This window comes from Halopiger aswanensis, from assembly GCF_003610195.1.
Lineage (GTDB): Archaea > Halobacteriota > Halobacteria > Halobacteriales > Natrialbaceae > Halopiger > Halopiger aswanensis.
In genome coordinates this window covers 434,937-460,802 of record NZ_RAPO01000002.1, presented here as the reverse complement: position 1 = coordinate 460,802, position 25,866 = coordinate 434,937, and the positions used below count along the sequence as shown (strand labels likewise).

Below are 25,866 nucleotides of genomic sequence, written 5' to 3'. Positions count from 1 at the left end.
CACGGACTCGCCCGGCTCACCGCTCGACGACCGTGCCGCCGCCCAGCCCCTCCCACTCGACGCGGTAGCCCAGTTGCGAGAGGAGGGCGCTCGAGTCCGACAGTCCGCGTTCCTCGAGGATCGATTCTACCTCTCCGAGCGCCATTCCGGGTTCGATCTTCGCCGCCAACGCCTCGAGGACGCCCGGCCGAACGAGCGTCCGACCGACGCGCTCGTGCTCGGGGAACGTTTTCGCCGCGAGCGCGTCCGCGCTCACGCCGTGGCGGGCCGCCAGCGACTCGAGACCCACGACGTCGTCCTCGGGGACGAGTTCGGCCGGGAGAGCGGCCGCGCTCTCGGCGACCAGATCGCGCTCGTACTCCTGCAGGACGTCGACGACGTCCTTGACCCGCACCGAGCCCGAGTAGGGGATCGCCCGGTGGTCTCGCGCGGCGATCTCCTCGCCGACGCCCAGCGACTCGTCGACGGCGACGAGCAGGTCGACGTCCTCGAGCCCCTCGAGTTGGGCGAGCTTCTTTTTCACATAGTCGGGCGTCCAGAAGCCCATGATCTCGAGGTAGACGCGGAAGTCACGGTCGCGCGAAGCGCTCCCTGCTCCCGAGTCGACTGCGTCGACATCGGGAACCCCGTGGTCGTACTCGAACGCGAAGTCGGGGATCATCACCCGCGTCCCCGTCGCGAGCGGCTCGGGTTCGCGCACGAGTCGCCAGTCGAGGTCCAGATTCTCGATCCGGGCGGCGAAATCTGCCTCGACGCCGCTGTCGAACTGCACGTCAGTGACGGGCTCGGCATCGGGGACCGCGACGGGGTCCGCGTGGGACAACTCGAGGGTACGCTCGGTGCCGCGGTCGTCGATCGTCGCCTCGAGGTACCACGACTCGGCGCTCGCGACGGTCCGCAGGAGCCGCGCGAACCGGGTGCCGTAGCGCCGGGTGGCCCGAAAGAGGTGGGTGGGGCCGGTAACGACGACTTCGCGGTCGCTGGCGAGGTCGGCTGACCCGGTTCTCGTCTCGTCGTTGGGCCTGCGAATCTCGTCGTTGGGCCTGCGAATCTCGTACATCAACCGCAGCCGCTTGATCGCCGACACCAGCGCCTTCGGATCGCTCGAGCGCACGCGCACCTCGGTTGCATCAAAGAGGGCCGTCTGGGCGAGCGAGAGGTTGTACTGATCGAGCAGTCCGTCCGGATCCCAGCGCGGTTCGACCCCGGCGAGCACCTGTCGATCCTCGAGGTCGGCGTACAGCGCCCGCTCGAGGTCGTCCGCGGACACCTCGAGGGGTTCGGCGGCGCGGATCAGCGCCACGGCTCGGTCGTCTTCGTCGACGACGCCGACGGCTTCGGCGGCCTCGAATGCCGCCGTCCGCGCGCGCTCGGGCTCGATTTCGGCGTCGGTCTCGAAGGTCGCTTCGCGCTCGAGGAGCGCGGCGAACCCGCGGACGAGTTTGAAGTCGTCGCTCTCGCGCTCGAGGGACTCGAGGGCGTCCTCGAGCTCGCCCCGTTGCTCGCCGACGTGGCCCTGGTAGGTGCCGATGACGCGGGCGGCCAGCGGCCGGTGCGAGCGGTCCGCGAACTGCGGGTGGTAGCCCCCGCCGGCCCGCGAGACGCGAAGCAGGTCCTTCGTCAGCATCCGCGTGGGAATCGGCGCGGCATCGCCAAAAGTCGTCCGAACCGAGCGGTCGCGCCTCCCTCGGTGTCCGTCTCCGCTCGAGGGATGACCGGTCACTCGCCGACACCGTCCCATCCCGTTTCGTCCCGTTCCATCCCCATCAGTCGCGGGAACTACGGACGTTCGGGCCGAAAACCGGGTATGGGCAGCGAGTTACGGATTCCCTACGAGGACCACGACGGCGTCCGGGAGTTGACCGATTGCCTCCGCTATACGCTCGAGGGAATCAGCCTCTCGTTCGACCGCTGGAACGAGGAGTTCGTCAAGGGGCCGGGGCTCTACGTCGCGGTCGTCACGGGACCGTCGATCGAGCGGTTCGCGGACCCGATGGGCGGCAACGAGTGGCCCGTCGATCGCTGCCGCAGCGTCTGTCTCGACCTGCAGAACTTCTTCGAGACGACCAGTGATGTCGCCCGGTCGCGTGACGGCGCGGTGGTTGTCAGCGTCGACGGCGTCGTCCAGCGGCGGATGGTTCGCTTTGCGGATCCGGTGCCCGACGAATGCGATGATCTCGCTCCCCAGCGCACCGAGTACGAGGACTGGATGGGCTCGCGCCACATGAGCGCCTTAGACACCTCGAGGCGAGCGAACGTGGTGGCGACGCTGACGCTGAGCGAGGAGACCGGCCGCGTCTCGGTGTTCGAAAACGGGACGATGGAGACGGCCGAGCGGCGGGCGCTGGGCGGCGAGTGGAACGTCGAGCGGTACTGACTCGACGCCGCCCGGGCCGCGGCCACGCCGCCCTACCGTCGCCGCTGCGCCGTCCGCTCCTCGCTCGTTCCCGCTGCGACGATCTCGTACAGCAGCGCTCGCCCGCCGTCGTCCTTCGGCCGCAGGATCCGGCCGAGTCGCTGGGTGAACTCCCGCTCGCTGCCGCTGCCCGAGAGCACGACCGCGACGGAGGCGTCGGGCACGTCGACGCCCTCGTCTAACACGTTCGAGGTCGCGATCCGGCTGTAGGTCCCCTCGCGGAACCGCTCGAGAACCTCTCGCCGCTCCCCGGCGGGCGTTTGGTGGGTGATCGTCGGGATCAGAAACCGTTCGCTGACGTCGTACGCGACGTCGTTGTACGCCGTGAAGACGATCGTGCGCTCGCCGCGGTGGTCGTCGAGGATCCCCTCGAGGGCCTCGATCTTGGCGTCGCTGCCGCGGGCGATCTCGCGGGCGCGCTGGCGGGCCAGCAGCGCCTCGCGGGCCTCGGGATCCGAGCCGGACCGCTTGACGAGTTCCTGGTAGTCCGAGCCGCTCTGCATCCGGATGTTCGATTTAGCGAGGTAGTCCGAGAACGTCTCCTGTGCCCGCTCGTACGCCTCGCGCTCTTCCGGTGTGAGGTCGACCTCGAGGCGCTTGACGTCGTAGGACGCGAGGTGGTCGCCGGCGAGTTCGTCGACGTCGACGCGGTGAACCAGCGGGCCGACGATTTCCTCGATCACCTCGTGGGCGCCGTCCGGCCGTTCGAACGTTGCGGTGAGTCCCAGCCGCGCGGGTGCCGCCAGCAGCCGCGCGATCTCGCGGTACCCCTCGCCGCCGAGGTGGTGGACCTCGTCGAAGACGACGAGCCCGAACCGGTCGCCGACCGAGTCGGCCTTCAGGTACGCCGAATCGTACGTCGAGACGGTGATCGGTTCGAGCCGTTGCTCGCCGCCGCCGAAGCGCCCGATCGGTCGACCGAATTCGGTCTCGAGTTCGCCGATCCACTGCTCGAGCAGGTCGATGGTGGGGACGACGATCAGCGTGGGCGTCGCGAGTCGTTCGATGGCCTTCAGGGCGATGACGGTCTTCCCGCTGCCGGTGGGGAGTTCGAGGACGCCGGCGGGTGCGGCGTCGACGGCGGCCCCGGCAGCTACGGCGGCCGGCCCGTCCGCCCAGCGGTCGCGCTCGAGCCACGCCGACAGCGCCTCGCGCTGATAATCGCGGAGTTCATAGGCCGAGTGCAGCGCCGCGACGCGCTCCCCGTCGAGATCGAGCACGTCGTCCTCGAGTGGCGCGTCGACGCCGGCCAGCGCTCGGCGAAGGGCGGCGTACCGGAACGCCGGGACGCGCCAGCCGTCGGTTCGCGGATCCGCCTCGAGTTCGGGGACGGACTCGCGGATCGGCCGGACGGTCGTCTCCTCGAGGCCGTCGATGCGGACCGTCCCGTCCTCGTACCGGAGTTCGATGGGAGACGAATCGTCAGCTCGCGCCTGCGTCACTACCGGCGACCACGGGCGGCCGCGTAAACACGGTTTCGCTCTCGTCGTTCAGCGACCGTTCGGCGGGACGGTCGCATCGTTTCGTCGCGATTCGTGTCGTGTCCATGCGGTCGATGTCGACCGTGTCGTCGAACCGCTCGAATCGCCGGACAGAGTACCCAAACCAATTGGCACGCGACCTTATGTAGCTGGGGTGGGAGTAACGAATACCGACGGCGGACGGATACGCCGGTCAAGCCGTACCAACTGTGAATCCGAGTTCCCCGACTCCAGCCCCGGATGTACTGCTGATCGAGGACAACCCGGGCGACGTCCGACTCACGAAGGAAGCCTTTCGCGACGCGTCGTTCGATGCCGACCTGCACGTCGTCACGGACGGCGTCGAAGCGATGGCGTTTCTGCATCGAAACGGCGAGTACGAGTCGGCGCCGCGCCCCGATATCGTCCTGTTAGATCTCAATCTACCCCGAAAGGACGGCTTCGAGGTTCTCGAGGCGATTCGTGACGACTCCGACCTCGAGCAGTTACCGGTGGTGGTCCTGAGCAGTTCCGAGGCCGACGAGGACATCCGCCGGAGTTACGAGCAACACGTGAACGCGTACCTGACGAAACCGCGGGCGCCCGACGAGTTCGTGGAGATGGTCCGGACGCTCGAGGAGTTCTGGTTCGATCGGGTGGAGTTGCCGCCGTCCGATAACAATCGGGATCGAAGGTAGTACGGGACGAGGGCCCACTCAGCGCAGATTCGACCTGGCGCGTCGATACCGGCTAAGTGTTGGTTCGAACGACGGACAGTCGGAAGTTTTCGAATTCGCGGATGACCTCGACGAATTCGTCCGGGTCGATCGGCTTCTGAATGACCGCGTCCTCGTCCGCGTCGTGATCGAGATCCTCCGACTCGATGCGTTCCTCGTCCATTCCGGTGAGGATGACGACCGGGACGTCCCCGAGGTCCGGGTGGTGTTTGATCTCGTGGAGCACGTCTTCGCCGTCGACGCGGGGCAGTTTCAGATCCAGCAGGACGATATCCGGACGCGGTGCCGACTCGTACTCGCCGCGACGGTGAATGAAATCGAGCGCCGATTGACCGTCGGTGACGGAGTGGAGCTGGTTGATCAAGTGTCCGTCTCGGAAGGCCTCTTCGACGAGACGGACGTCGCCGGGGTTGTCCTCGACCAACAGTATTTGCGCCTCGGCGGTGTGTGAAGGGCGGCCGTCCATGGTTGAACGTGCAGGCGGGGGTGTATAAGTGGATCGCCCCTAAATTCGACGTCACTGAACCGAATATAGAACAAATTGTGATATTGTCCAGAATCCGATCGTCCTCTTCCCGCTCTACTTCGGTTCGGGATCACACCCTCGAGACGCCACGGAGCGGCCCGATCGAGACGCAGCAAGCGGGAAGCGGGCCGATTCCGAATCACTTCCCAATCCGTCGCAGCTCGCCGAGCGGTCGCGCGTACCTCAACCCTTTTATTACCGCTGTTCGTTGACCCGCACATGAGCGAAGACGAGGGCACGAACGCCTCGGCCCAGGGTGTCCCGTCCGAGGAGGCAGCAGACGGCGACACGGCCGACGTCGATCCGTCGAACGCCCCCGACGAATCAGGATCGGAACCGCAGTCGGCGCCGGAATCGGACCGCGACCAGGCTGCCGAATCGGCAGCTGGCGACGAATCAGCCCAGTCTGGGGACGAGACACTCGCTTCCGACGCTGGTACTGACGGCGACACGCCCGAAACGAGCGAGGACGTTCAGGCGGTGCTGGATCGGCTCACCGAGTACGACGACGAACTCGCGCGGAAGGTCAACGCGATCGTCGAGCAGGCTCGGGACCTCTCGGGTACCGTCGACCACCAGCGCGAGGAACTCGAGGACCTGACCGAGCGCGTCGAGTCCCAGGCCGAGACGATCGGCGACCTGCAGGACGAACTCGAGGCCCGCGAGCAGGCGCTCGAGGAGCGCGACGAGGAGATCGCGGAGTACGAGGAGCAGGTCGAGGATCTCAAGAGCCGCCTCAAGCGCAAGCAGGCCGACTTCCAGAACTACAAGAAGCGCGCCAAGAAGCGCCAGGACCAGATCAAAGAGCGCGCGACCGAGGACCTCGTCGAGCGACTCGTCGACGTCCGAGACAACCTGAAACGCGCCTTAGAGGAGGAAAGCGGCGACGTCGAGAGCCTGCGCGAAGGCGTCGAGATGACCATGCGGGAGTTCGACCGCGTCCTCGAGGACGAGAACGTCTCGGAGGTCGATCCCGACCCCGGCGCGGCGGTCGACCCGCAGCGCCACGAGGTCATGATGCGCGTCGACAGCGACCAGCCCGAGGGGACGATCGCCGACGTCTACACCGCCGGCTACGAGATGGGCGACAAGGTCATCCAGAACGCGCAGGTGACGGTTTCGAACGGCGAACTCGCCGCCGACGGTGAGGACGGTACGGATGCGAACGCGGACGCGGACGCCGACGCTGACGGCGCCGACGACGAATCGGCGAGCGATGCCGACGAGCAGGGCGACGAGACGGACGCCGCGGACTCGAGTTCGGAAACCGACGGCGCCGAAGCGGAAACGGATTCGAACGCCGACGGTGCGGACGACGTCGACGCCGAAGACGACGATGACGATGACGCGATCGAACTCGGCGGCGAAGTCGCGGACGAGGACGACGCGGACGGCGATTCGACCGACGAGTAACCGGCGTCTCCGTGCGGGGTATTTTCAGCCAGAATCAGCCTGATCTCGTCGCAGTCTCGAGTCGGTTTCTGCCCGCTTCTCGAGTGACCGACCGGCCCAGAAACGGAGGTGTCGAATTCGGGAGTAAGGGAGGTGTGAGGCGCGGATTTCGGATTTTATTCGCGACGTCATACGGGCTAGTAACGTTTAAACCAAAGTGCGCACAATGCCCTCGTAATGGCGAGCAACAAGATTCTCGGTATCGACCTCGGGACGACGAACAGCGCGTTCGCGGTGATGGAAGGGGGCGATCCGGAAATCATCGTCAACGGCGAAGGCGAACGGACGACCCCCTCCATCGTCGCCTTTAACGACGACGAGCGACTCGTCGGCAAACCGGCGAAGAACCAGGCCGTCCAGAACCCCGACCGGACGATCCAGTCCATCAAGCGTCACATGGGGGAGGACGACTACACCGTCGAGATCGACGACGAGGAGTACACGCCCGAAGAGATCTCGGCGATGATCCTCCAGAAGATCAAGCGCGACGCCGAAGAGTATCTCGGCGACGAGGTCGAGAAGGCGGTCATCACGGTCCCCGCCTACTTCTCGGACCGACAGCGCCAGGCGACCAAGGACGCCGGCGAGATCGCCGGCTTCGAGGTCGAGCGCATCGTCAACGAGCCCACGGCCGCCGCGATGGCCTACGGCTTAGACGACGAGTCCGACCAGACCGTCCTCGTCTACGACCTCGGCGGGGGGACCTTCGACGTCTCCATTCTCGATCTCGGCGGCGGCGTCTACGAGGTCGTCGCGACCAACGGTGACAACGACCTCGGTGGCGACGACTGGGACGAAGCGATCATCGACTGGCTCGCCGACAACTTCGAGGAGGAACACGACATCGACCTCCGCGACGATCGCCAGGCCCTGCAGCGGCTGAAGGACGCCGCCGAGGAAGCCAAGATCGAACTCTCCTCGCGCAAGGAAACCGAGATCAACCTGCCGTTCATCACGGCGACGGACGACGGCCCGATCCACCTCGAGGAATCGCTCACTCGGGCCAAGTTCGAGTCGCTGACCGAGGATCTCATCGAGCGCACCGTCGAACCGACCGAGCAGGCGCTCGAGGACGCCGGCTACGACAAGGACGACATCGACGAAGTCCTGCTCGTCGGTGGCTCCACGCGAATGCCCCAGGTTGCGGAGAAAGTCGAGGACCTCACCGGGCAGGAGCCCCAGAAGAACGTCAACCCCGACGAGGCCGTCGCGCTGGGCGCGGCGATCCAGGGCGGCGTGCTGGGCGGCGAAGTCGACGACATCGTCCTGCTGGACGTCACGCCGCTCTCGCTGGGTATCGAGGTCAAGGGCGGCCTCTTCGAGCGGCTAATCGAGAAGAACACGACGATCCCGACCGAGGAATCCAAGATCTTCACCACCGCGGCGGACAACCAGACGACCGTCCAGGTGCGGGTCTTCCAGGGTGAACGCGAGATCGCCGAGGAGAACGAACTGCTCGGCGAGTTCCACCTGACCGGCATCCCGCCGGCGCCCGCGGGCACCCCGCAGATCGAGGTCACGTTCTCCATCGACGAGAACGGCATCGTCAACGTCTCCGCCGAGGACAAGGGCTCCGGCGAGAGCGAGGAGATCACCATCGAGGGCGGGGCCGGCCTCTCCGACGAGGAGATCGACCGCCTGCAGGAAGAAGCCGAGAAACACGCCGAAGAGGACGAGAAGAAGCGCCAGCGCATCGAGGCCCGCAACGCCGCCGAGGCCACGATCCAGCGCGCCGAGAAACTCCTCGAAGAGAACGACGAGCAGGTCGACGACGACCTGCGCGACGACATCGAGGCGGCCATCGACGACCTCGAGGCGACGATCGACGACGACGAGGCCGACGCCGAGGCGATTGAGGAGGCCACCGAGGAGCTGAGTCAGGAACTGCAGGAGATCGGCAAGCAGGTCTACCAGCAGCAGGCCGGTGCCGGTGCGGCGGGCGCCGGCGCTGGTGGCGCTGGCGGTGCTGCGGGCGGCGCGGCCGGTGCCGGCCCCGGCGGCATGGGCGGCGGCCCGAACCCCGGCCCCGAGGGCGGTGCCGGCGCAGCCGGTGCTGACGACGAGGAGTACGTCGACGCGGACTTCGAGGACGTGGACGACGAGGACGACGAGTAAGTCGTCTTCGACCAGTCAGCTAACGCGGGAAAGTGAAGACGGAAACGGCACTGTTGCGGTTGCAGTGTAAGCGTCGCACCCGCGAGCGAACGAAGTGAGCGAGCGGCCTTTTTCATCGAAGTTTTTGCGCCGAGAGGTGAGTGAGCGACGCGAGCGAACCCGAGGCGCAAAAAGTTCGTTGACGAACGTTCGTTTCAAGTGGCGCAAGCGAGTAGCGGCGGACAACGAATGAGCGAGGACTTTTACGACGTGCTCGGTGTGAGTCCGGACGCCTCCACCGAGGAGATCAAGAAGGCCTACCGGGAGAAGGCCACGGAATACCACCCGGACGTCAGCGACGACCCCGACGCTGAAGAGAAGTTCAAGAAGATCCAGAAGGCGAAGAAGGTGCTGACCGACGAGGAAAAGCGCCAGGCCTACGACCGGATGGGCCACGACCGCTACGAGCAGGCCGAGAAACACGGCTTCGACGCGAGCGAGGGCGGCGCCGGTGCCGGCGGCATGGGCGGTGGCCCGTTCGGCGGCATGGGCGGCGGCGGTATGGGCGGCGGTCTCGGCGACATCTTCGAGCAGGTTTTCGGCGGAGGCGGCGGCCGCGGCCGCGGACGACGCCGCCAGCGCAAGGGCCAGGACCTTCGAACGGATCTCGAGATCGACCTCGAGGAAGCCTACGAGGGCGCGGAGAAGCAGTTCACGATCGAGCGGCCCGAAACCTGCGAGACCTGTAACGGCGAGGGCCACCCGCCGGACGCGGACGCACGAACCTGCCCCGAGTGTCAGGGTCGCGGGCAGAAGCGCCAGGTCCAGCAGACGCCGCTCGGTCGGGTCCAGCAGACGACCACCTGTCGGCGCTGCGAGGGCGAGGGGACGCTCTACTCGGAGACCTGCGGCGACTGCGGCGGCGACGGCTACGTCCGCAACGAGGCGACGCTGACCGTCGAAGTGCCCGCGGGCATCCAGGACGGCCAGACGCTCCGGATGGAGCGCGAGGGTGCGCCGAGCCCCGAAGGCGGCCCGAAGGGCGATCTGCTGATCGACGTCACGATCCGCGAACACGAGCAGTTCGAGCGCGAGGGCGACGATCTGCGCTACCGGCTGCCGATCTCCTTCCCGCAGGCTACCTTCGGCGATACGGTCGAAGTCCCCACTCTCGACGGCGCGGCCGAGTTCGAAATCCCCGACGGCACCCAGAGCGGCGAGACCTTCCGCCTCGAGGGCAAGGGCATGCCGCGGCTGCGCGGCCGCGGGCAGGGCGACCTCTACGTGCAGGTCCAGGTCGTCACGCCCGAGAGTTTGAACGAGGAACAGCGCGAGGCGCTCGAGGCGTTCGCCGAAGCCGGCGGCGACGAGATCGACGTAAAGGAAGGCTTCTTCGAGAAGATCAAGCGAGCGTTCTGAGCCGACGGTCGCGCAGTTTTGGGGTCGTTTCTCGCTCGGTAATCGGTCGGAACTATTTCTTAGTCGTATGATAAGTATCGGGTAGGATGGCGAGGCAAGCTCGCACGGACGACGATGGCTCCGTAGTCGGTGACGTCTTCGGAATCGTCGCCGACCGGCAGTCGTACAAGAATCTCTGTTACCTGATTCTCGCCGCGCCGCTCGGGATGACGTACTACACGTTCGTCACGATGGGGCTCGTAATCGGTGCACTACTCTCGCCGGTCGGGGTGGGGCTCGTCGTACTGTTCGTGACGCTGCTCACCGTTCGGCTCTTCGCCGGGTTCGAGCGGTGGCTCGCGACCGCGCTGCTCGGCGTCGAGTTGGAGGCCGAGGACGGTACCGACGTCGCGTCGACTCGGAGCCGAGACCGGGGAATCCGGGCGCGGATCGAGAGCTACCTCGAGGCGCCCTCGACCTGGCGCGGACTGGGCTTTCTCATGGTCAAGTTCCCGCTCGGCGTCATCGCGGTCGTCCTGTTGATTCCGCTGCTGACCGCGCTCTCGCTCGTGACCGCGCCGCTCCAGTATCCGTACGCGCCGGAGTTGGTGACCGTCAACGACGAGCCGATCACGTGGTCGATCGAGACGCTGCCGGAGGCCGTCCTCGCCGTCGCCGTTGCGGTGGCGATCGGCGTTTTCCTCCTCCACCTCTCGAACGCGTTCGCGTACGTCGCTCGGCAGATGGCGACGGCGCTGCTCGACGACGCGGGACCCGAACACGGCGGCGGTAACAGTCGACCCGCCGCGTCCCAATCGACGCCGTAGCTGAGGGGAGGACGACCTACCGCGACAGTAGCATTCGCGTGCTTCGAACCGGTCCACTCCCTCGAGTCGCCGCCCGATCGCTCGGTCCGATTTTAGCGAGTGTCGTGATACCGTCCACCACAGCTATAGCCGCCGGCGTCGAACGCTCGGACGGGGATACCCATGGCCAACAAACGAATCCTGCTCCTCGCCGGCGACTTCGTCGAGGACTACGAGGTAATGGTCCCGTTCCAGGCGCTGCAGATGGTCGGCCACGAGGTCCACGCCGTCTGTCCCGAGAAGGAGGCGGGCGACGCCTGTCCGACCGCTATCCACGACTTCGAGGGGGACCAGACCTACACCGAGAAGCCGGGGCATAATTTCGAACTGAACCACGACTTCGACGCGGTCGACCCTGCGGACTACGACGCCTTGGTCGTCCCCGGCGGTCGCGCGCCCGAGTACCTCCGCACGTACGACGACGTCCTCGAGATCGTCCGCCACTTCTTCGAGGAAGACAAACCCGTCGCGGCGCTGTGTCACGGCCTGCAGATCCTCGCGGCCGCGGACGTCCTCGAGGGCCGGACCTGTACGGCGTACCCGGCGCTCGAGGCGGACGTGCGCGGGGCCGGCGGCAACTGGGCGGACGACGTGACGCGGGACGGTAACCTGGTGACGGCCCAGGCGTGGCCCGACCATCCCGAATGGCTCGCCGAGTTCCTCGACGTACTCGGAACCGAGGTCGATCACGCCGAGCCGGCGGCCGCGGACGATTGATCGGACGGTTACGGCTCGACGACCCGTCATACGGCGGCGATCGACCCTCGAGGCGCCGCCGCTATCGGCGGTCTTTTTTCGATTCGCTCCCGAGCTAGCGGTATGACCGCCGCGACAGTCGCCGACCTGCTCGCCCGCGAGTTCCGCGAGGAGTACGACGACCGGACGACCCTCGTCGACGCGACGGAGCGGGAGTACGACTACCACTGGCTCTGTACCTCCTCGTGGAAGGCCGGCAACTTCCTGCGCCACTCCGGGGTCCGCGAGGGCATTACCGTCGGCGTCGTCGGCGACGGCCCGCTGGCGCTGCTGGCCTTCTTCGGCACGACGCTGCTCGAGGGCACCACTTACTTCGAGCCGCCGACGGACCTCGCGGACGAGGACGACTTCCGCGCGCTGGTTGCGCCCACCCGCGACCTCGAGTCCGACACCTACGACCTGCCGCCGGGCGCCCAGCGCGTCGGCTACGGCGCCAAGCCCGAGGAACCGGGCGTCCACAACTTCGACGCCGGAATCTGGAGCGAGAATCCGGCGTTCCCGCCGCTGTCGATCGAGTCCGAGACGGCGATCCTCACCGACGGCGACCGGACCGTTACCCACGCCGAGGCGCTCGAGACGGCCCGCGACGTGATCGACGAGCACGGGATCGAACCGGGCGAGCGGGTCGTCGTCCGCGCGCCGCTGTCGAGTCTCGAGGCCGCGATCGCGGGCGTGATCGCGCCGCTGGTGGCCGAGGGCGTGATCGTCCTGACGGAGGCGGCGACCGAGACGACCGTCGACCGGGGCGACTACGCCGTTGCGGGCGGCGGGCCGGACGCGTCGGTTCCCGAGTCCAAACGCATCGCCATCGAGAACGTTTCCCTCGAGTAGCCGCACCGATTCTCCGCGCTGCGCTCACAGTTCGCGGTACGGCAACCCCTCGAGGGCCGGCCCCGAGAGGACGTCGCCCTCGTGGGTGAACCGCGAGCCGTGGCAGGGACAGTCCCACGTTCGCTCGGCGTCGTTCCACCGGACGAGACAGCCCATGTGCGGACAGACCGCGGAGACGGCGTGGATCGCGTCGTCCTCGTCGCGGTAGAGGCCCATCGGTCGCCCCGTCCGTCGGACGATGCTGGCCTCGCCCGTCGCCGGCATATCGGCCGCGTCGCCGCCGAGCGACCGAAGCAGCGACTTGATCCGATCGCCGACGAAGCTACCGCCGACCGTGCTGTTCTCCTCGAAAAACGTCTTCGCGGCGGATTTGGGCGGCAGCCGCTGCGGATTGAAAATATCGGCCCAGGGGCTCGAGCCCTCGGTAATCAGATCGGAGAGGATCATCCCCGCGGCGGTACCGGCGGTCATCCCCCAGCCATTGAACCCGGTGCCGACGTAGACGTGCTTCGAGAAGGGATCGATCTTCCCGATGAAGGGCACCCGATCGACCGGCGAGTAGTCCATCGTCGACCAGCGGTACTCGATCGATTCGACCGAGAAGTGTTCGCGGGCGAACCGTTCGCAGCGGCGGTACCGCTCGGAGGTCGGCACGCCGCTGACGCTCGGTTTGTGGCTCTGGCCGCCGACGATGAGGAGTTCCTCGTCGGCGTCGAGCGCTGCGTCCTCGTCCGCCGCCGCGGCGTCGCCCGCCGGATGCGTCCGCATCGTCGCGGGCGGCGACGCGGTGTTGTAGTACATCCCCTCGGGCGGCTCTTCCTCGATCCGAACCGCGAGCAGGTACGCGCGGTGAGGGTGCATCCGCGAGAAGTAGCCCGCCCGGTCGTGGAACGGGAAGTGCGTCGCGACCACCACGTCGTCGGCGACGACCTCCCCGCGCTCGGTCTCGAGGCGGCATGGCGACCCGGGCTCGAGGTCGAGCGCCCGCGTTTCCTCGAAGACGTAGCTGCCGTCGCCGTGAATTTCCTCGGCGATCGCGAGCAGGTACTTCCGCGGGTGGAACTCCGCCTGGTCGTCGAAGCGGACGGCCGGGCCGGCGTCGAACGGCAGCGGCGTCTCCTCGACGTACGAGGCCGGCAAGCCGAGCCGCTGGGCCGCCTGCACTTCGTCCTCGATCTGCTCGATATCGTCGGACGAGGCCGCGTAGGTGTAGGCGGCCGTTCGCCGGAAGTCGCAGTCGATGTCGTGCTCGTCGACGCGCTGTTCGACCGCCTCGATCGCCGCCTCGTTCGCGTCGGCGTACTGCCGGGCCTTCCGCTCGGTGAACTCCGAAAGGAGGGTGTCGTAGAGCAACCCGTGCTGGGAGGTGAGCTTCGCCGTCGTGTGGCCCGTCGTGCTCTCGACGATGCGGTCCGACTCGAGGACGGCCACGGACCGCCCGGCTTCTTTGAGTTCGATGGCGGTCGTCAGGCCGGTGATGCCGCCGCCGACGACGGCGACGTCGACGTCCAGTCCGTTCTCGAACGGTTCGTAGTCGGTCGTCGGCGTCGTGGCTAGCCACAGCGACTCGGGCCGGAAGGATGCGGGGTCGGGACCGGCGTACGCGTCCGGCTTCGTATCGGCGGGGTCGTCGGACATGGGGAATCAGCGCCTCTCCCTATCCACGGACGGCGGCAAAAGGAATCGGGGTGGAAGCGAAAGGACCGCGCCCCGTCTCGGAGCCGAACCGACGGCCGTACCCCCCGTCGTTCTCCCCAACCGCCTGCGTGGATCTAACCCGAGCCGCCCGTGAGCCGCTTCCAGAACGACTCGAGCGGTCCCTCGCCGGCGAGCCCTTCGAGTTTGCGCAGGGTCTTCTCCTCTTGGGCGAGGTTGCGCTCGAGCGGATCGGTGACGTCGGCCGCGAGTCCGGCCGCGCTCGCCAGCGCCAGCAGCCCCTCGTAGCCCGTGATCTCGAGTCGCTCGGTCTTGATCGCCGCGTTGAGGTGGTAGAGATTCAGCAGCCTGTCGTCCGCGACGTCGGCGGTGACCCGCTCTCGCTCCGCCAGCAGGCCGTCGACCGTGGGGTTGTCGCGACGGGTCGGCTCCCGTCCGAGCGCTTCGAACGCCGCCTCGACGTTCTCGACCTGTCGCTCCGTCTCGGTGCGGTGGACGGCGAAGCCCGTGCTGAGGTTGTCGTTCGTCGTCGCCTCGGCCATCTCCTCGAGGGCGTCGACTAACTTCACCTCCATGTCGTAGACGGCCTCGAGTTCGGAGACGAACAGGGCTTCGGCGTCGCGGCGCTCGATCTGGCGTTCGCTCACGGTGTGCTCGGGTACCGCTTCGCCGAGCGGGTAAAAAGTAGTTTTTCAGCCGTGACGGACTGTCTCGAGTGCAGAACCGGAACTCGCGCCGTCAGCGCCGTCGACGCTGTCGGCGTCGTTCGGTCGCCGCCGACTCGCTCAAGTCGGGCCGGTCCGCCCGGTGATTTCGCGTGAACCACCACTGCAAGAGCCGTTTTCCCGGCCGCGAGGTCGCGGCTCGAACCCCGGCGGCGAGCAGCGGCGTCCGCCACGGCTCCGGCACCACGCTCGCGACCAGGGCCGCGACTTTGCCCGTCCAGCCGACCGTGTACCGCCGCCGCGGGTCGTCGCTGTTCGCCGCCTCGAGCATGGCCCTCGCGACGTCCTCGGGGGATGCGATCCCCAGGCCGCCGCTCTTGACGGTGTGGAGCAGTTCGTGGAGTTCGTAGAGGTCGGTGTAGGCCGTATCGTGATCGACGTCGACGAGCTCCTCGCGGATCCGGTCGTAGAGGGCCGTCGAGACGACCGTCGGTTCGATCACGACGACGTCGATTCCGAAGTCGCGCACCTCCTGGCGGAGGGTCTCGCTGACGGTCGCGAGCGCCGACTTCGAGCCGTTGTACGCACCCATGCCGGCGATCGGGAACCGATCCGTGATGCTCGTGACGTTGACGATCGTGCCCGATCCCTGTGCGCGCATGTGCGGAAGGACGGCGCGTATCAATCGCTGCGGCCCGACGGTGTTCACGTCGTACTGCTCGAGGACCTTCTCGATCGGGACGTCTTCGACGGGCCCCAGCTGACCGAATCCGGCGTTGTTGATCAGGCAGTCGAGCCGTCCCTGCTCCTCGAGGATCCGGTCGACCACCCGTTCCACGTCCGCGTCCGCGGTGACGTCCAGCCGGGCCGTCCTCGCGCCGGCGGCCTCGAGGTCTGCCAGGGCCTCGACGTTGCGGGCCGTCGCGTAGACCGTCCAGCCGTCGGCGAGGAACGCGTGGGCGGCGACGCGTCCGATTCCCGACGAACAGCCGGTGATGAGAACCGTTTCGCTCATGTCGCGATGCACGCGCCGGATCGGGATAGAACCCCGGCGCGAGAGTGCCGTCACGGTTTCGAGTCGAGATCAGAACTCGAGCGCGCTGCGAATGCCGTCTTCGATGCGATCCGCGTCGGGCAGGTAGTCGTCCTCGCGGGCGAACAGGGGGACCGGAACGTCGTAACCGGTGACGCGCTCGACCGGCGCCTCGAGGTAGAGGAACGCCTCCTCGTTGATCCGGGCGGTGATCTCGCCGGCCAGCCCGCCGGTGCGGGGCGCCTCGTGGACGACGACGCAGCGGCCGGTCTTTCGCACGGAGTCGGCGATCGTCTCCGTGTCGAGCGGGTAGAGCGTGCGGGGGTCGATCACCTCGACGCTCGCGTCGATCTCGTCGACGGCGTCGAGCGTCTCGCGGAGCATCGAGCCCCACGCGACGACCGTGACGTCGTCGCCGTCCTCGACCACGCGGGCCTCGCCCAGCGGCACCTCGTGGTCGTCGGGCACCTCCTCGCGGAACGAGCGGTAGAGCCGCGTCGGCTCCATGAACACGACCGGGTCAGGGCTGCGGATGGACGACCTGAGCAGCCCCGCCGTCTCGGCCGGCGAGGACGGGATGGCGACCTTCAACCCCGGCACGTGCGAGAAGCCGGCTTCGAAGCTCTCGGAGTGCAACTCGAGGGCGTGGATCCCGCCGCCGTAGGGCGTTCGGATCGTCATCGGGCAGGTGATCGTTCCCCGAGTACGGCTCCGGATCCGCGCGACGTGCTGGGCGAGCTGGTGAAAACCCTGATACAGGAAACTCTGGAACTGGATCTCCGGCACGGGCCGCATTCCGGTGGCCGCGAGTCCGACCCCGACGCCGACGATGCCCGCCTCCGCGACCGGCGAGTCGAACACGCGGTCGGGGTAGTCGTCGATCAGCCCCTCGGTCGCCCGGAACACGCCGCCGGCCCGACCCACGTCCTCGCCGTAGACGACGACGCCGTCGTCGCGCTCGAGTTCCGAGCGGAGGGTCTCGCCGACCGCCTCGATCATCCGGAGACGCTCAGCCATCGGTCTCACCTCCGCGTTCCGCCTCGAAGGCTTCGAGTTGTGCCTCCAGATAGGGCGGCAGCTCGTCGTAGACGTAGCGGAACATGTCCGCGGGGTCGACCGCCTCGTTCGCGGTTCGGGCCTGATCGATCGCGTCGGCCAGTTCGGATTCGATGCGCTCGTCGATTTCGTCCTCCGTCTCGGAATCGAGGAGCCCGCGGTCCTCGAGGAACACCTGGAACCGGAGGATGGGGTCGCGAGCCTCCCACTCGGCTTCCTCCTCGCTCTCGCGGTAGGCGGTGGGGTCGTCGGAGGTCGTGTGCATCGATCGGCGGTAGGTCAGCGCCTCGATGAGCACCGGATCCCCGTCGCGGGCCTGTTCGATGGCCTCCTGGGCGACGCGGTAGACTGCCAGGATATCGTTGCCGTCGACCCGAATGCCGTCGATACCGGCCGCGATGGCCTTCTGGGCGAACGTCTCCGCTCTGGTCTGTTTCTCGATTCCGGTCGAGATGGCGTACCGGTTGTTCTGACAGACGAAGACCGTCTGGGCGTCGTAGACGCCCGCGAAGTTGAACGCTTCGTAGACGTCTCCCTCGCTGGTCGCGCCGTCGCCGAAGTACGTGACCGCGACGTTGTCCCGGTCCTGCAGCGCCTCTCCCCAGCCGATCCCGGCGGCGTGTAACGGCTGGGTTCCGACGGGGATCGCCGGCGGCAGGGCGCCTTCACCGTCCGGAATCTCGGCGCCCTCCTCCATCCCCAGCGCGTACTGGAGGATCTGCTCGGGCGGCGTTCCGCGGACGAGGAGCGCGGGCTGTTCGCGAAACGAGGGAACGATCCAGTCGCCGTCGGCCATGGCGAAGGCGGTGCCGACCTGGGCCGCCTCTTGGCCGATCGCGGGTGCGTACGTCCCCAGTTCGCCGCGCCGCTGGAGGGCGATCGCGCGCTCGTCGAGGCGCCGGGAGCGTTTCATCGACTCGTAGAGTTCGAGCAACTGCTCGTCGCTCAGGTCGGGGATCAACTCCTCGTCGACCGTTTCGTCCTCGGCGAGTACCTGCACGGACTCGATAGTAAACTCGGCTACGTCCTCGCGGGGCATGGTGATCGGATGTCACCACTACGCCGGCCAGCGAGTTACTGCGCCGCCCGGCGTGCGACGGGCGCTTACGGGCTATCGGATCGGACGCGGGTCGGCGGCCCGACGAACCCGGGAACATCGATGGGAACTCGAGCTCTCGAGCATCGCTTCGACGGCCACGTCGTCGCGAACAGCACGAGACGTCACCGTTCGGCGATCGTTTTTACCGTCATCCACGGCTTGGTCCCGTAACTCCGCGCCGACGTCGTCCCCTCGTCGTACTCCTCGGCCCACTCGGTGAGCACGTGGAAGCTGCCGAAGGGCTCGTCCGCGTCGTTGAGAATCGTCGCCTCGAGCAGTTCGGCGTCGTATCCCGACGCGACGAGCGCCGCGTAGCCGCCGGCGACGAGCCCGACGGCCTCGAGCGTCCCCATCTCGGCCCGGTCGGGGTGGACGTACTCCAACTCCAGGACCGTTCCCGTGCCGTGGGGCTCGTTGTCGATCTCGTCGATGTCCTCGCGCTCGGTCTCGAGTTTCTCCGCGATGGGTTTCTCGACCTCCTCGAGACTCTCGACCGGAACGCCCTCGTCCGCGAGGAACGCCTCGAGGCCGTCGATCGTCTCGATCTCGGTGCCGTCCGCCCGGAGCACGGCCGCTTCGACCACTTCGACCTGCTGGTCGACCGGGAGCTCGATCTCCTCGTCGTCGATCTCGATGAACGGCGGCTTCGTCTCGGTCTCCGCGAGCGTCTCTTCGGTGCACCCGCTTACGGCGACCAGTGCCGCACTGGCACCGGCACATCGGGTTAACAGGTGGCGTCTATTCATAGTCGGCGAGAGACGACCGGTTCGCGTCGCTGCCGGGTATTTTCCGGACGGACGGAAAACGCTTCACCGCGCACCTGCGCGGCGGTCGCTACTAGGCCGACTCGCGTCATATGCAACGCCAATCCCTTTTGAGCCGGCTCAGATACCGATTTGATAGCCAATGGCCCTCGAGCTGTTCCAGCTGTACAATCTCGTCTTGATCTTCGTCGGCATCGCCATCCTCGGCATCGCAATTTTACCGCGGTTCATCTCGAACGTTCCCGTCACGGACCCGATTTTCTATATCGTCTATGGGTTTATCCTGTTCTCGCTCCCGCTCGGGATCCCCGAACCGGATCCGCTCGCACAGGGCCATACGGCCGAGCGATTGACCGAACTCGGCGTGATTATCGCGCTGATGACCGTCGGGCTGAAACTCGACCGGCCGCCGGGGTTGCGATCGTGGGAAAGCGTCTGGCGGCTCCTCGGAATCACGATGCCGGTGACGATCGGGCTGTCGGCGCTGGTCGGCTGGTGGGCCGGTTTCGCGATCCCGACGGCGGTCCTGCTCGGCGCCGTGATCGCGCCGACCGACCCGGTCGTCGCTTCGGAGGTGCAGGTCGAAGGTCCCGGCGGAAGCAGCGAGGAGCAACCGAAGCCGGAAGCCGACGGACGGCAGGACGAAGTTCGCTTCGCGCTCTCGGGGGAGTCCGGGCTGAACGACGGCTTCGCATTCCCGTTTACGAACCTGGCGGTCGCGATGGCCCTGGTCGGCGTCGCGCCCGGCAACTGGGTCGGCGAGTGGCTGCTCATCGACGTCGTGTACCGAATCGTCGTCGGCGTCGTCGTCGCGCTCGTGTTAGGCTGGCTGCTGGCGCGATTGGTGTTTATCGCGCCCGTCTCTGAGCCCCTTCCGAAGGCGATGCTCGGCCTCGAGGCGCTGGGCGGGACCCTGGCGGTGTACGGCATCGTCGAGGTCCTCGGCGGGTACGGCTTCATCGGCGTGTTCGTCGCCGCGACGGTGCTTCGCGACTACGAGCGGCGCCACGTCTTCTACGAGCCCTTGCACGACCTCTCCGAAAAGGCCGAACAGCTCCTGCAGGTCGCGATCATGACGCTGTTCGGCGGCGCCATCGCCGGCGGTCTCCTCGAGCCGCTGACCCTCGAGTTGTTCCTCGCCGCGGTCGCGATCGTCTTCCTCGTCCGGCCGGTGGCCGGCATCGTCGCCCTGCTCGGGTTCGACCGCAGTTGGAGCGAGCGGCTGGCGATTTCGGTCTACGGGCTGCGCGGCATTGGAACGTTCTACTACCTCGCGTACGCGCTGAACCAGGCTCCCTTCGCGGGTGCGGAGCGACTCTGGGCGGTGGCCGCGACGTCGATCCTGCTCTCGGCGGTGGTGCTCGGCATCTCTGCGACGCCGGTCATCGAAAAGCGACTCGGCGAGGAACCGGGCCTCGAGGAGACGATCGGCGAAGATCTGGGGTGACACCCCGGGTTCGAGCCGCTCGAGTGCCGGTGTCCACGGCCGTCGACCAGTGGTGAGTGAGAGCAGCGACGCGTGTTACAACCTGCTACAGTCACCGTCGCCGTTACAATCCTTTATCTGCCCGTTCGTTGACGCGAGACCATGGTAGACGTCGCAATCGTCGGCGGCGGCCCAGCCGGCCTGAGCGCAGCACTGTTTACCGGGAAGAACGGCCTCGAGACGGTCGTCTTCGACACGGACGAGACCTGGATGCACAAGGCCCACCTCTTCAACTACCCGGGGATTCGCAGCATCAGCGGCAGCGAGTTCATGGAACTCACGCGCGGGCAGGTCCGCGACCGCGGTTCGGACGTCCGCGAGGGCGAGGAAGTCACCGACATCGAGCCGACCGGCGACGGGTTCGAAATCGAAACCGAGGACGGCACCTACGATGCCGACTACGTCGTTCTCGCGACCGGCGCGGATCGGTCGATCGCCGAGGATCTCGAGGTAGACTTTTCCGACGACGGCACCGTCGACGTGGATCTAGACACCGAGACCAGCATCGAGGATTTGTACGCCACGGGTGCGATGGTCCGCGACGAGGAGTGGCAGGCCGTCATCGCCGCCGGCGACGGTGCTTCGGCGGCGCTAGATATCCTCAGCAAGGAGAAAGGCGAGCACTTCCACGACTTCGACGTTCCCGAGGACGTGCCGTAACTCGAGTCGGCATCGGAGTCGGGACCCGAGCGCCGGCCTGCGTGTTCGGGGCTCACGGTTATGCGCCTGTCCGACGCCACCTCGACACATGGCGACGACCAACCCCGACCGCATCACCGACCTCGAGGAACTGTTCCACCACAAGCTCGCCCAGCAGTATCACATCGAGCAGGCCCTCGTCGAGACGTTAGACGAGATGGCGATCAACGCGAGCAACGACCGGCTCAGCCAGGGCTTTGCCGACCACCGCGACGAAACCCGCCAGCACGTCCAGCGGCTCGAGGACGTCTTCGCGGCCCTCGACCGGCCGGCGGAGCGTCGCGAGGCGCCGATCCTCGACGCGCTCGAGACCGAGCGCCAGACGATGGAGGACACCATCGAGGACGACGACCTCCTCAACATGATGTACATCAACGCCGGGATGATGACCGAGCGCATCGAGATGACGGCCTACGAGGGGCTGACGACGATGGCGAAGAAACTCGATTACGGCAACGACATCACTAACCCCCTCGAGTCGAACTACGACGAGGAGAAGTCGGCCTACCGCGAGCTGTCGGCGATGGAGTCGGCCTCGGAGATGAAGTCGCTGTGGGATCGCCTGACGCCGTAGACAGCCTCGAGCCCGACCACGATTTTTGCCGTCCGGTGAATCAGACGAGGGGACGCTCCTGAGCCGGCACACAGCAGATACGTCGTTACCGCTGCAGATCCGCGCAGGGACAGGATAAATTCCATATTGCGATATTGAATGCGAGTGCGCGAGCGACACTGTCCGATGTCGCGACGCCTCTCAACGGTCGCGAGCGGCGGTGAATCGCTCAATCAGCCGCATCGATTCGCACCTCGAGCGGCGACTCCGGTACGATGCCGTCCTCGTTCAGCCCCCGCGCCTCGTAGTACGCCGTGATCGCCGCCTCGAGATCCGGGATCTCGTACGGCAGCGTATCGTCCTCGCGGTCGAACCCTCGCTGGTTGTTGAAGTGGCGCTCGAGGAGCACGGTCTTCGCGCCCACCTCGAGCAGCTCCTCGTAGTCGGCGTCGAACAGCGTCTCGAGGTATTCTTCGGTGACGTAGTCGCGACCGAAAACGCAGATGATGCCCGTATCGAACAGCGCGGCCACGTTCTCCTCGTGGACGAGACGGGCGGCCTTCCCGACCGTCCCCTGCGGATCGAGTTCGCCGCCGTACTCGAGGGACAGCATGCTGGCGTAGAGGTGGTCGGCACCGCGGTTCGAGACGGCGTAGGACAGCCCCTGACCGTGGAGGACGCGACCGTCGTGGGCCGGTAGCGCCATGCCTTTGACCGTGTAGTCCGCGACGCCGAGGTCGTCGTGACAGCGGGCGAGCCCCTCCGCGAGCGTCTCGCCGATCCCCTCGCGGCGGGCGATCTTCGCCGTCAGTTCCTGTGCGAGTGCTGCGTTGCCGAACTCGTCGACGCTCGCCAGGTAGGCCGCGACGGTGACGCCCGCCGAGATGGTGTCCATCCCCAGCGAGTCGCACAGTTCGTTCGCGCGCATGACGTCGACGACGTCGTCGACCCCCTGCAGCGACCCGAACGAATAGACGGTCTCGAACTCCGGCCCCTCGGTCTCGAGACCGGTTTCCTCGTCCCGCGTCGGGAGTTTGCAGGCGTAGGCGCAGGCCGAACAGGCCCCCTTCTCGTACTTCTTCGACTCGACCGCCTCGCCGCCGATGCTCGAGGCGCCCTCGAACTCGGACTCGGCGAAGTACCGCGTGGGCAGCGAGAAGTGGTCGTTGATGAACTCCGTACTCCCGGCGGTCCCCTGCCGTCGCCGCTGGTCGTCCGATTGCGCCGCCGCGCGGTGGATCTCGGTCTGTGGCGCACCCGGAATTTCGACCGGTGGGTCGACGTCGCCCTCGAACGTGACGCACTTGACGTTCTTCGCGCCCAGCACCGCGCCCAGGCCGCCCCGACCGAAGGCCCGCGAGTCGTAGGTCATCGCCGCCGCGAACCGTACTCGATTCTCTCCCGCCGGACCGATCGCAACGCAGTGTTCGGGGCCGAGGCCGTGCTGTTCCCGCAGGTAGTCCGACGTCTCGGGAACCGTCGCCCCCTCGAGTTCTGGGACCGCTTCGAACGTCACGCCGTCGTCCCGTACGTGGATCGCGAGCAATTCGTCGCTCTCACCGACGATCTCGAGCACGCTGAGGCCAGTGCCGACGAAGTTGCGCGAGAGGTAGCCGCCGGCGTTGGCCGAGAGCAGTCCGTCGGTTAGCGGCGAGAGCCCGGTCATGTTCATTCGACCCGTGAAGGACATCCGGGACTGCTGGAGCGGACCGGTCGAGAGGTAGACTCGGTTTTCGGGGCCAAACGGTTCGGCGTCGAAGGGGATTCGATCGTGTGCAAGCGCAGTTGCCGCTGCTCGGCCACCGATGACGCGCTCGAGTAGGTCGTCGATCGACGTTTCGCGCGTGGTTCGCTCGCCGACGTCGACGGTGCGCATCGGACCCACCGAGTGAAGCATGTGCACACGGACCACATGCTTGGCCTTAGTTCTGTGACCCGGTACTGAGGTCGCAACTGTGACCGTCACCGAGAGCGCATCAGGGCTAACCGCGATCGTGGCCGCTGTGAGCCGCACTTGCGTGCCGCTGATTTTTGATTCTATACGGCGAGAGCCGGCGTATGGAAGGCATTTGGGAGACACTCACGCGACAGTGTGCGAACCTCGAGGCGGGCGCAGCGCTGGAAACGCCGGTATCGGAACGCCGGTTTCACGTCGTAAGGTCGGCCGACGATCGGATCATCGTTCGCTTCGACGACAGCGACGAGGAGCGGCCGCTCTGGCGCGAGCAGTTCGAGGTGTTCGTCGACGGCCTCGACGCGGGACAGATCGCCGTCGACGATCTGCAACCTGGGGTCGAACCCTACGCCGTCGTGCTCACGCTGGCCGACGAGTTCACCGTCGTCAACGATCTCATCACGCGCGACCCGGACGCGGCCGTGGCCGGCGAGAGTCCGTACCTCATCCCGTCGGCCGAAGCGCGCACGCGCGCCGAGCGCGTCCACGACGATGCGCTGTTGCTCGCGACCCTCCTCGAGCGCCTCGCGGATCCCGACGACCCCGACTCCCTGGAAACGGACCCGCTGACGGACCTCTACGTCCTCTCTTCGGACGTCCAGCGGGGTGCCGATCGGCTCCGAAAGTCGGCGCGGGAGCCGCTGCTCGAGCGGCTCGGGCCGGACCAAGAGCTGCACGGTCGGTACGGCACCGTTCGGCGGACGGTCCGCGAGCGCCGGCGACCGAAGGACGACGAGACGGTGCTGGACGCCCTCGACGAGCACGGGATTCCCCGGGAGTGGGTGCTCGGCGTCGACGCGGAGAAACTCGACGTCGTGCTGTCGGTGACCGACCTCGAGGAGGACGCGGTCTACGACGTCGACGAAGACGTCTACGTGCAAAAGACCGGCGTCGACGAGGACGAGAAGTACTCGCGGCTGCAGGGGATCGCCGACCGAATCGATGACCTCGAGGGTGCCGAGGGCGAGGCCCTCGAGACCGAACTCGAGCGGATCGAGGATCGACTCGAGGAGGCGTTGTCGGCCGACTAACGCGCTCTGCGGGTTCGGTAGGTCCCCTCTCGAGAACGGCGGACGCCGACGCGTCGACCGTGCCCGCGTTCGTCCCGAACGTGAACGGAAACGCGTTTGCGACGCCCGTCCCTACGTTCACGCGATGAGTGCAACCCGGGCGGCGCCGCGAGTGCTCCTCGTACTGGTCGGCCTCGCGGTGTTGTGCTGTTACGCCGGGCTGGCGGCGCTGACCTACCTCGGTCTCGCGACGCTGTGGCTCTCCGCGCCGGATCCGGTGACGACGCTCGCGATCGTCGTCGCGGTCGGACTCGTCGTCGGCTACCTGAGCTATCGCTTCGGACGGACCCAACTGCTCTCGCAACTCGAGGCCGTCGAACTCCCGCGATCGCGCGCGCCGACGCTGTATCGGCGGCTGGACGGACTCGCGGAGCGAATGGACGTCGACCCGCCGACCGTGATGGTCGCGCAACTGCCGACGCCGAACGCCTTCGCGCTGGGGAGCGCGACCGGCGGCATCGTCGTCCTCGATCGCTCGCTCTTTCGCCTGCTGTCGTCCGCGGAACTCGAGGCGCTGGTCGCCCACGAACTCGCCCACCTCGAGGGGTACGATGCCTTCGTCCAGACGCTCGCGTACAGCGTCTTCCGGACGATTGCGGGGCTCGCCGTCATGGTACTGTTGCCGGCGTTGCTCCTGATCGGGGGCCTCGCCCGTTCGATCGCGTGGATGCGGGGCCGCCCGCAGGCCTGGCCCGAGACGATCTTCGGGCGCGTGGTGCGCGGGGCCGAGCGCGGCGTCGCGGTCGCTTTGCTCGCAGTTACGGCGCTGGTTCGGGCCCATTCGCGACGCCGGGAGTACGCTGCCGACGACCGTGCCGCAACGGTAACTGGCAATCCACTCGCGCTCGCCCGTGCACTCCGTCGGATTCAGCGCGTTGCGGATACCCAGCGCGGGCTGCTCTCGCCGCTGTACGTCCACACGGACGAGCGAGCGGACGCCTGGTCACGACTCTTCTCGACACACCCGTCGACCGACGACCGAATCGAACGGCTGGTCGATCGGGCGCGAAAATCGGGCGGTGGAACGGGACGGCGGATCGACGTTCAGTGATCGACGGCGGTGCCGGGACGGAGCCCGGCAATCAGCTCGAGCCCGTCCAACCACACTCGAGGCAGGTGTAGACGCCGTCGTGCTCGATGGTAGCGCCGGAACACGTCGGGCAGATCGCGCCACGGATACCGCCATCCGGAACGGGAATCCGAGACGCGTTCGAAACCGATGGGTGGCAGTCCGCGCAGACGCGTCGCGTTCGGCGGTGCGTCATGGTTTCGGTGCGAGTGTGGTGTTCGAACAG

Annotated in this window: 23 protein-coding genes; 13 read left to right on the top strand and 10 right to left on the bottom strand. The window is 67.1% G+C overall.

Annotated features, from left to right (window positions below; translation table 11 throughout):
• Positions 1-16: 16 nt before the first annotated feature.
• The gene (locus ATJ93_RS09435; protein ID WP_120244403.1) at positions 17-1,627 is read right to left on the bottom strand and encodes a DUF790 family protein; all 1,611 of its coding nucleotides are present in this window, start codon (positions 1,625-1,627) and stop codon (positions 17-19) included.
• Positions 1,628-1,807: 180 nt separating this feature from the next.
• Between ATJ93_RS09435 and ATJ93_RS09430 the strand changes: the two genes are divergently transcribed.
• The gene (locus ATJ93_RS09430; RefSeq protein ID WP_120244402.1) at positions 1,808-2,377 is read left to right on the top strand and encodes a diadenylate cyclase; all 570 of its coding nucleotides are present in this window, start codon (positions 1,808-1,810) and stop codon (positions 2,375-2,377) included.
• A gap of 32 nt (positions 2,378-2,409) precedes the next feature.
• On the opposite strand, the gene ATJ93_RS09425 is transcribed toward ATJ93_RS09430, so the two are convergent.
• Positions 2,410-3,858, bottom strand: a complete 1,449-nt coding sequence (locus ATJ93_RS09425) for a DEAD/DEAH box helicase (protein WP_120244401.1) — start codon at positions 3,856-3,858, stop codon at positions 2,410-2,412.
• A 248-nt stretch (positions 3,859-4,106) separates the two neighbouring features.
• Between ATJ93_RS09425 and ATJ93_RS09420 the strand changes: the two genes are divergently transcribed.
• Positions 4,107-4,574 (top strand): response regulator, encoded by a 468-nt coding sequence (locus ATJ93_RS09420; protein ID WP_170155552.1) that lies wholly within the window; start codon positions 4,107-4,109, stop codon positions 4,572-4,574.
• Positions 4,575-4,626: 52 nt separating this feature from the next.
• On the opposite strand, the gene ATJ93_RS09415 is transcribed toward ATJ93_RS09420, so the two are convergent.
• Positions 4,627-5,079: a response regulator gene (locus tag ATJ93_RS09415; protein WP_120244399.1), complete on the bottom strand. Its 453-nt coding sequence runs from the start codon at positions 5,077-5,079 to the stop codon at positions 4,627-4,629.
• Positions 5,080-5,358: 279 nt separating this feature from the next.
• Between ATJ93_RS09415 and grpE the strand changes: the two genes are divergently transcribed.
• The 6 genes from grpE to ATJ93_RS09385 all read left to right on the top strand — a co-directional run bounded on the left by grpE (position 5,359) and on the right by ATJ93_RS09385 (position 12,536).
• Positions 5,359-6,552, top strand: coding sequence for a nucleotide exchange factor GrpE (grpE, locus tag ATJ93_RS09410; protein ID WP_120244398.1), 1,194 nt, complete (start codon positions 5,359-5,361; stop codon positions 6,550-6,552).
• A 216-nt stretch (positions 6,553-6,768) separates the two neighbouring features.
• On the top strand, positions 6,769-8,706 hold the full coding sequence (gene dnaK, locus ATJ93_RS09405) for a molecular chaperone DnaK (protein ID WP_120244397.1): 1,938 nt from the start codon (positions 6,769-6,771) through the stop codon (positions 8,704-8,706).
• A gap of 228 nt (positions 8,707-8,934) precedes the next feature.
• The gene (dnaJ, locus tag ATJ93_RS09400; protein WP_120244396.1) at positions 8,935-10,104 is read left to right on the top strand and encodes a molecular chaperone DnaJ; all 1,170 of its coding nucleotides are present in this window, start codon (positions 8,935-8,937) and stop codon (positions 10,102-10,104) included.
• An 86-nt stretch (positions 10,105-10,190) separates the two neighbouring features.
• Complete coding sequence (locus ATJ93_RS09395; RefSeq protein ID WP_120244395.1) at positions 10,191-10,910, top strand: sensor domain-containing protein; 720 nt, start codon at positions 10,191-10,193, stop codon at positions 10,908-10,910.
• 162 nt (positions 10,911-11,072) lie between these two features.
• Positions 11,073-11,666 (top strand): DJ-1/PfpI family protein, encoded by a 594-nt coding sequence (locus tag ATJ93_RS09390; RefSeq protein ID WP_120244394.1) that lies wholly within the window; start codon positions 11,073-11,075, stop codon positions 11,664-11,666.
• A 102-nt stretch (positions 11,667-11,768) separates the two neighbouring features.
• Positions 11,769-12,536 carry a hypothetical protein gene (locus ATJ93_RS09385; protein WP_120244393.1) on the top strand — a complete coding sequence of 256 codons (768 nt, stop codon included), beginning with the start codon at positions 11,769-11,771 and terminating at the stop codon, positions 12,534-12,536.
• 24 nt (positions 12,537-12,560) lie between these two features.
• Here the strand turns inward: ATJ93_RS09385 and ATJ93_RS09380 are convergent, their stop codons facing one another.
• The 6 genes from ATJ93_RS09380 to ATJ93_RS09355 all read right to left on the bottom strand — a co-directional run bounded on the left by ATJ93_RS09380 (position 12,561) and on the right by ATJ93_RS09355 (position 18,791).
• The gene (locus tag ATJ93_RS09380) at positions 12,561-14,174 is read right to left on the bottom strand and encodes an FAD-dependent oxidoreductase (protein ID WP_120244392.1); all 1,614 of its coding nucleotides are present in this window, start codon (positions 14,172-14,174) and stop codon (positions 12,561-12,563) included.
• Between the two features lie 134 nt (positions 14,175-14,308).
• The gene (locus ATJ93_RS09375; RefSeq protein ID WP_120244391.1) at positions 14,309-14,839 is read right to left on the bottom strand and encodes a YciE/YciF ferroxidase family protein; all 531 of its coding nucleotides are present in this window, start codon (positions 14,837-14,839) and stop codon (positions 14,309-14,311) included.
• A 91-nt stretch (positions 14,840-14,930) separates the two neighbouring features.
• Entirely contained in the window at positions 14,931-15,872 is a 942-nt protein-coding gene (locus tag ATJ93_RS09370; protein ID WP_120244390.1) for an SDR family oxidoreductase, read from the bottom strand.
• A 69-nt stretch (positions 15,873-15,941) separates the two neighbouring features.
• The gene (locus ATJ93_RS09365) at positions 15,942-16,907 is read right to left on the bottom strand and encodes an alpha-ketoacid dehydrogenase subunit beta (RefSeq protein WP_120244389.1); all 966 of its coding nucleotides are present in this window, start codon (positions 16,905-16,907) and stop codon (positions 15,942-15,944) included.
• Positions 16,900-17,985 (bottom strand): pyruvate dehydrogenase (acetyl-transferring) E1 component subunit alpha, encoded by a 1,086-nt coding sequence (gene pdhA, locus ATJ93_RS09360; RefSeq protein WP_120244388.1) that lies wholly within the window; start codon positions 17,983-17,985, stop codon positions 16,900-16,902. The genes ATJ93_RS09365 and pdhA overlap by 8 nt, the downstream gene beginning before the upstream one ends.
• 182 nt (positions 17,986-18,167) lie before the next feature.
• Positions 18,168-18,791, bottom strand: coding sequence for a hypothetical protein (locus ATJ93_RS09355; RefSeq protein ID WP_120244387.1), 624 nt, complete (start codon positions 18,789-18,791; stop codon positions 18,168-18,170).
• Between the two features lie 160 nt (positions 18,792-18,951).
• Between ATJ93_RS09355 and ATJ93_RS09350 the strand changes: the two genes are divergently transcribed.
• The 3 genes from ATJ93_RS09350 to ATJ93_RS09340 all read left to right on the top strand — a co-directional run bounded on the left by ATJ93_RS09350 (position 18,952) and on the right by ATJ93_RS09340 (position 21,568).
• Positions 18,952-20,256 (top strand): cation:proton antiporter, encoded by a 1,305-nt coding sequence (locus tag ATJ93_RS09350; protein ID WP_120244386.1) that lies wholly within the window; start codon positions 18,952-18,954, stop codon positions 20,254-20,256.
• A 141-nt stretch (positions 20,257-20,397) separates the two neighbouring features.
• Positions 20,398-20,955: an NAD(P)/FAD-dependent oxidoreductase gene (locus tag ATJ93_RS09345; protein WP_120244385.1), complete on the top strand. Its 558-nt coding sequence runs from the start codon at positions 20,398-20,400 to the stop codon at positions 20,953-20,955.
• A gap of 88 nt (positions 20,956-21,043) precedes the next feature.
• On the top strand, positions 21,044-21,568 hold the full coding sequence (locus ATJ93_RS09340) for a YciE/YciF ferroxidase family protein (RefSeq protein WP_120244384.1): 525 nt from the start codon (positions 21,044-21,046) through the stop codon (positions 21,566-21,568).
• A gap of 208 nt (positions 21,569-21,776) precedes the next feature.
• Here the strand turns inward: ATJ93_RS09340 and ATJ93_RS09335 are convergent, their stop codons facing one another.
• Positions 21,777-23,444 (bottom strand): aldehyde ferredoxin oxidoreductase C-terminal domain-containing protein, encoded by a 1,668-nt coding sequence (locus ATJ93_RS09335; RefSeq protein ID WP_120244383.1) that lies wholly within the window; start codon positions 23,442-23,444, stop codon positions 21,777-21,779.
• A gap of 161 nt (positions 23,445-23,605) precedes the next feature.
• On the opposite strand from ATJ93_RS09335, the gene ATJ93_RS09330 reads away from it, so the two are divergent.
• Together ATJ93_RS09330 and ATJ93_RS09325 are read left to right on the top strand one after the other, a co-directional pair.
• Positions 23,606-24,532, top strand: a complete 927-nt coding sequence (locus tag ATJ93_RS09330; protein WP_120244382.1) for a hypothetical protein — start codon at positions 23,606-23,608, stop codon at positions 24,530-24,532.
• 124 nt (positions 24,533-24,656) lie between these two features.
• On the top strand, positions 24,657-25,622 hold the full coding sequence (locus ATJ93_RS09325) for a M48 family metallopeptidase (RefSeq protein ID WP_120244381.1): 966 nt from the start codon (positions 24,657-24,659) through the stop codon (positions 25,620-25,622).
• Positions 25,623-25,866: the final 244 nt, after the last annotated feature.

Bases quoted from the DNA above. Each gene is read 5' to 3' on its own strand.
- ATJ93_RS09435 (WP_120244403.1), bottom strand. From the start codon at position 1,627: ATGCTGACGAAGGACCTGCTTCGCGTCTCGCGGGCCGGCGGGGGCTAC.
- ATJ93_RS09430 (WP_120244402.1), top strand. From the start codon at position 1,808: ATGGGCAGCGAGTTACGGATTCCCTACGAGGACCACGACGGCGTCCGG.
- ATJ93_RS09415 (WP_120244399.1), bottom strand. From the start codon at position 5,079: ATGGACGGCCGCCCTTCACACACCGCCGAGGCGCAAATACTGTTGGTC.
- grpE (WP_120244398.1), top strand. From the start codon at position 5,359: ATGAGCGAAGACGAGGGCACGAACGCCTCGGCCCAGGGTGTCCCGTCC.
- dnaK (WP_120244397.1), top strand. From the start codon at position 6,769: ATGGCGAGCAACAAGATTCTCGGTATCGACCTCGGGACGACGAACAGC.
- dnaJ (WP_120244396.1), top strand. From the start codon at position 8,935: ATGAGCGAGGACTTTTACGACGTGCTCGGTGTGAGTCCGGACGCCTCC.
- ATJ93_RS09395 (WP_120244395.1), top strand. From the start codon at position 10,191: ATGGCGAGGCAAGCTCGCACGGACGACGATGGCTCCGTAGTCGGTGAC.
- ATJ93_RS09390 (WP_120244394.1), top strand. From the start codon at position 11,073: ATGGCCAACAAACGAATCCTGCTCCTCGCCGGCGACTTCGTCGAGGAC.
- ATJ93_RS09385 (WP_120244393.1), top strand. From the start codon at position 11,769: ATGACCGCCGCGACAGTCGCCGACCTGCTCGCCCGCGAGTTCCGCGAG.
- ATJ93_RS09380 (WP_120244392.1), bottom strand. From the start codon at position 14,174: ATGTCCGACGACCCCGCCGATACGAAGCCGGACGCGTACGCCGGTCCC.
- ATJ93_RS09370 (WP_120244390.1), bottom strand. From the start codon at position 15,872: ATGAGCGAAACGGTTCTCATCACCGGCTGTTCGTCGGGAATCGGACGC.
- ATJ93_RS09365 (WP_120244389.1), bottom strand. From the start codon at position 16,907: ATGGCTGAGCGTCTCCGGATGATCGAGGCGGTCGGCGAGACCCTCCGC.
- pdhA (WP_120244388.1), bottom strand. From the start codon at position 17,985: ATGCCCCGCGAGGACGTAGCCGAGTTTACTATCGAGTCCGTGCAGGTA.
- ATJ93_RS09355 (WP_120244387.1), bottom strand. From the start codon at position 18,791: ATGAATAGACGCCACCTGTTAACCCGATGTGCCGGTGCCAGTGCGGCA.
- ATJ93_RS09350 (WP_120244386.1), top strand. From the start codon at position 18,952: ATGGCCCTCGAGCTGTTCCAGCTGTACAATCTCGTCTTGATCTTCGTC.
- ATJ93_RS09345 (WP_120244385.1), top strand. From the start codon at position 20,398: ATGGTAGACGTCGCAATCGTCGGCGGCGGCCCAGCCGGCCTGAGCGCA.
- ATJ93_RS09340 (WP_120244384.1), top strand. From the start codon at position 21,044: ATGGCGACGACCAACCCCGACCGCATCACCGACCTCGAGGAACTGTTC.
- ATJ93_RS09335 (WP_120244383.1), bottom strand. From the start codon at position 23,444: ATGCTTCACTCGGTGGGTCCGATGCGCACCGTCGACGTCGGCGAGCGA.
- ATJ93_RS09330 (WP_120244382.1), top strand. From the start codon at position 23,606: ATGGAAGGCATTTGGGAGACACTCACGCGACAGTGTGCGAACCTCGAG.
- ATJ93_RS09325 (WP_120244381.1), top strand. From the start codon at position 24,657: ATGAGTGCAACCCGGGCGGCGCCGCGAGTGCTCCTCGTACTGGTCGGC.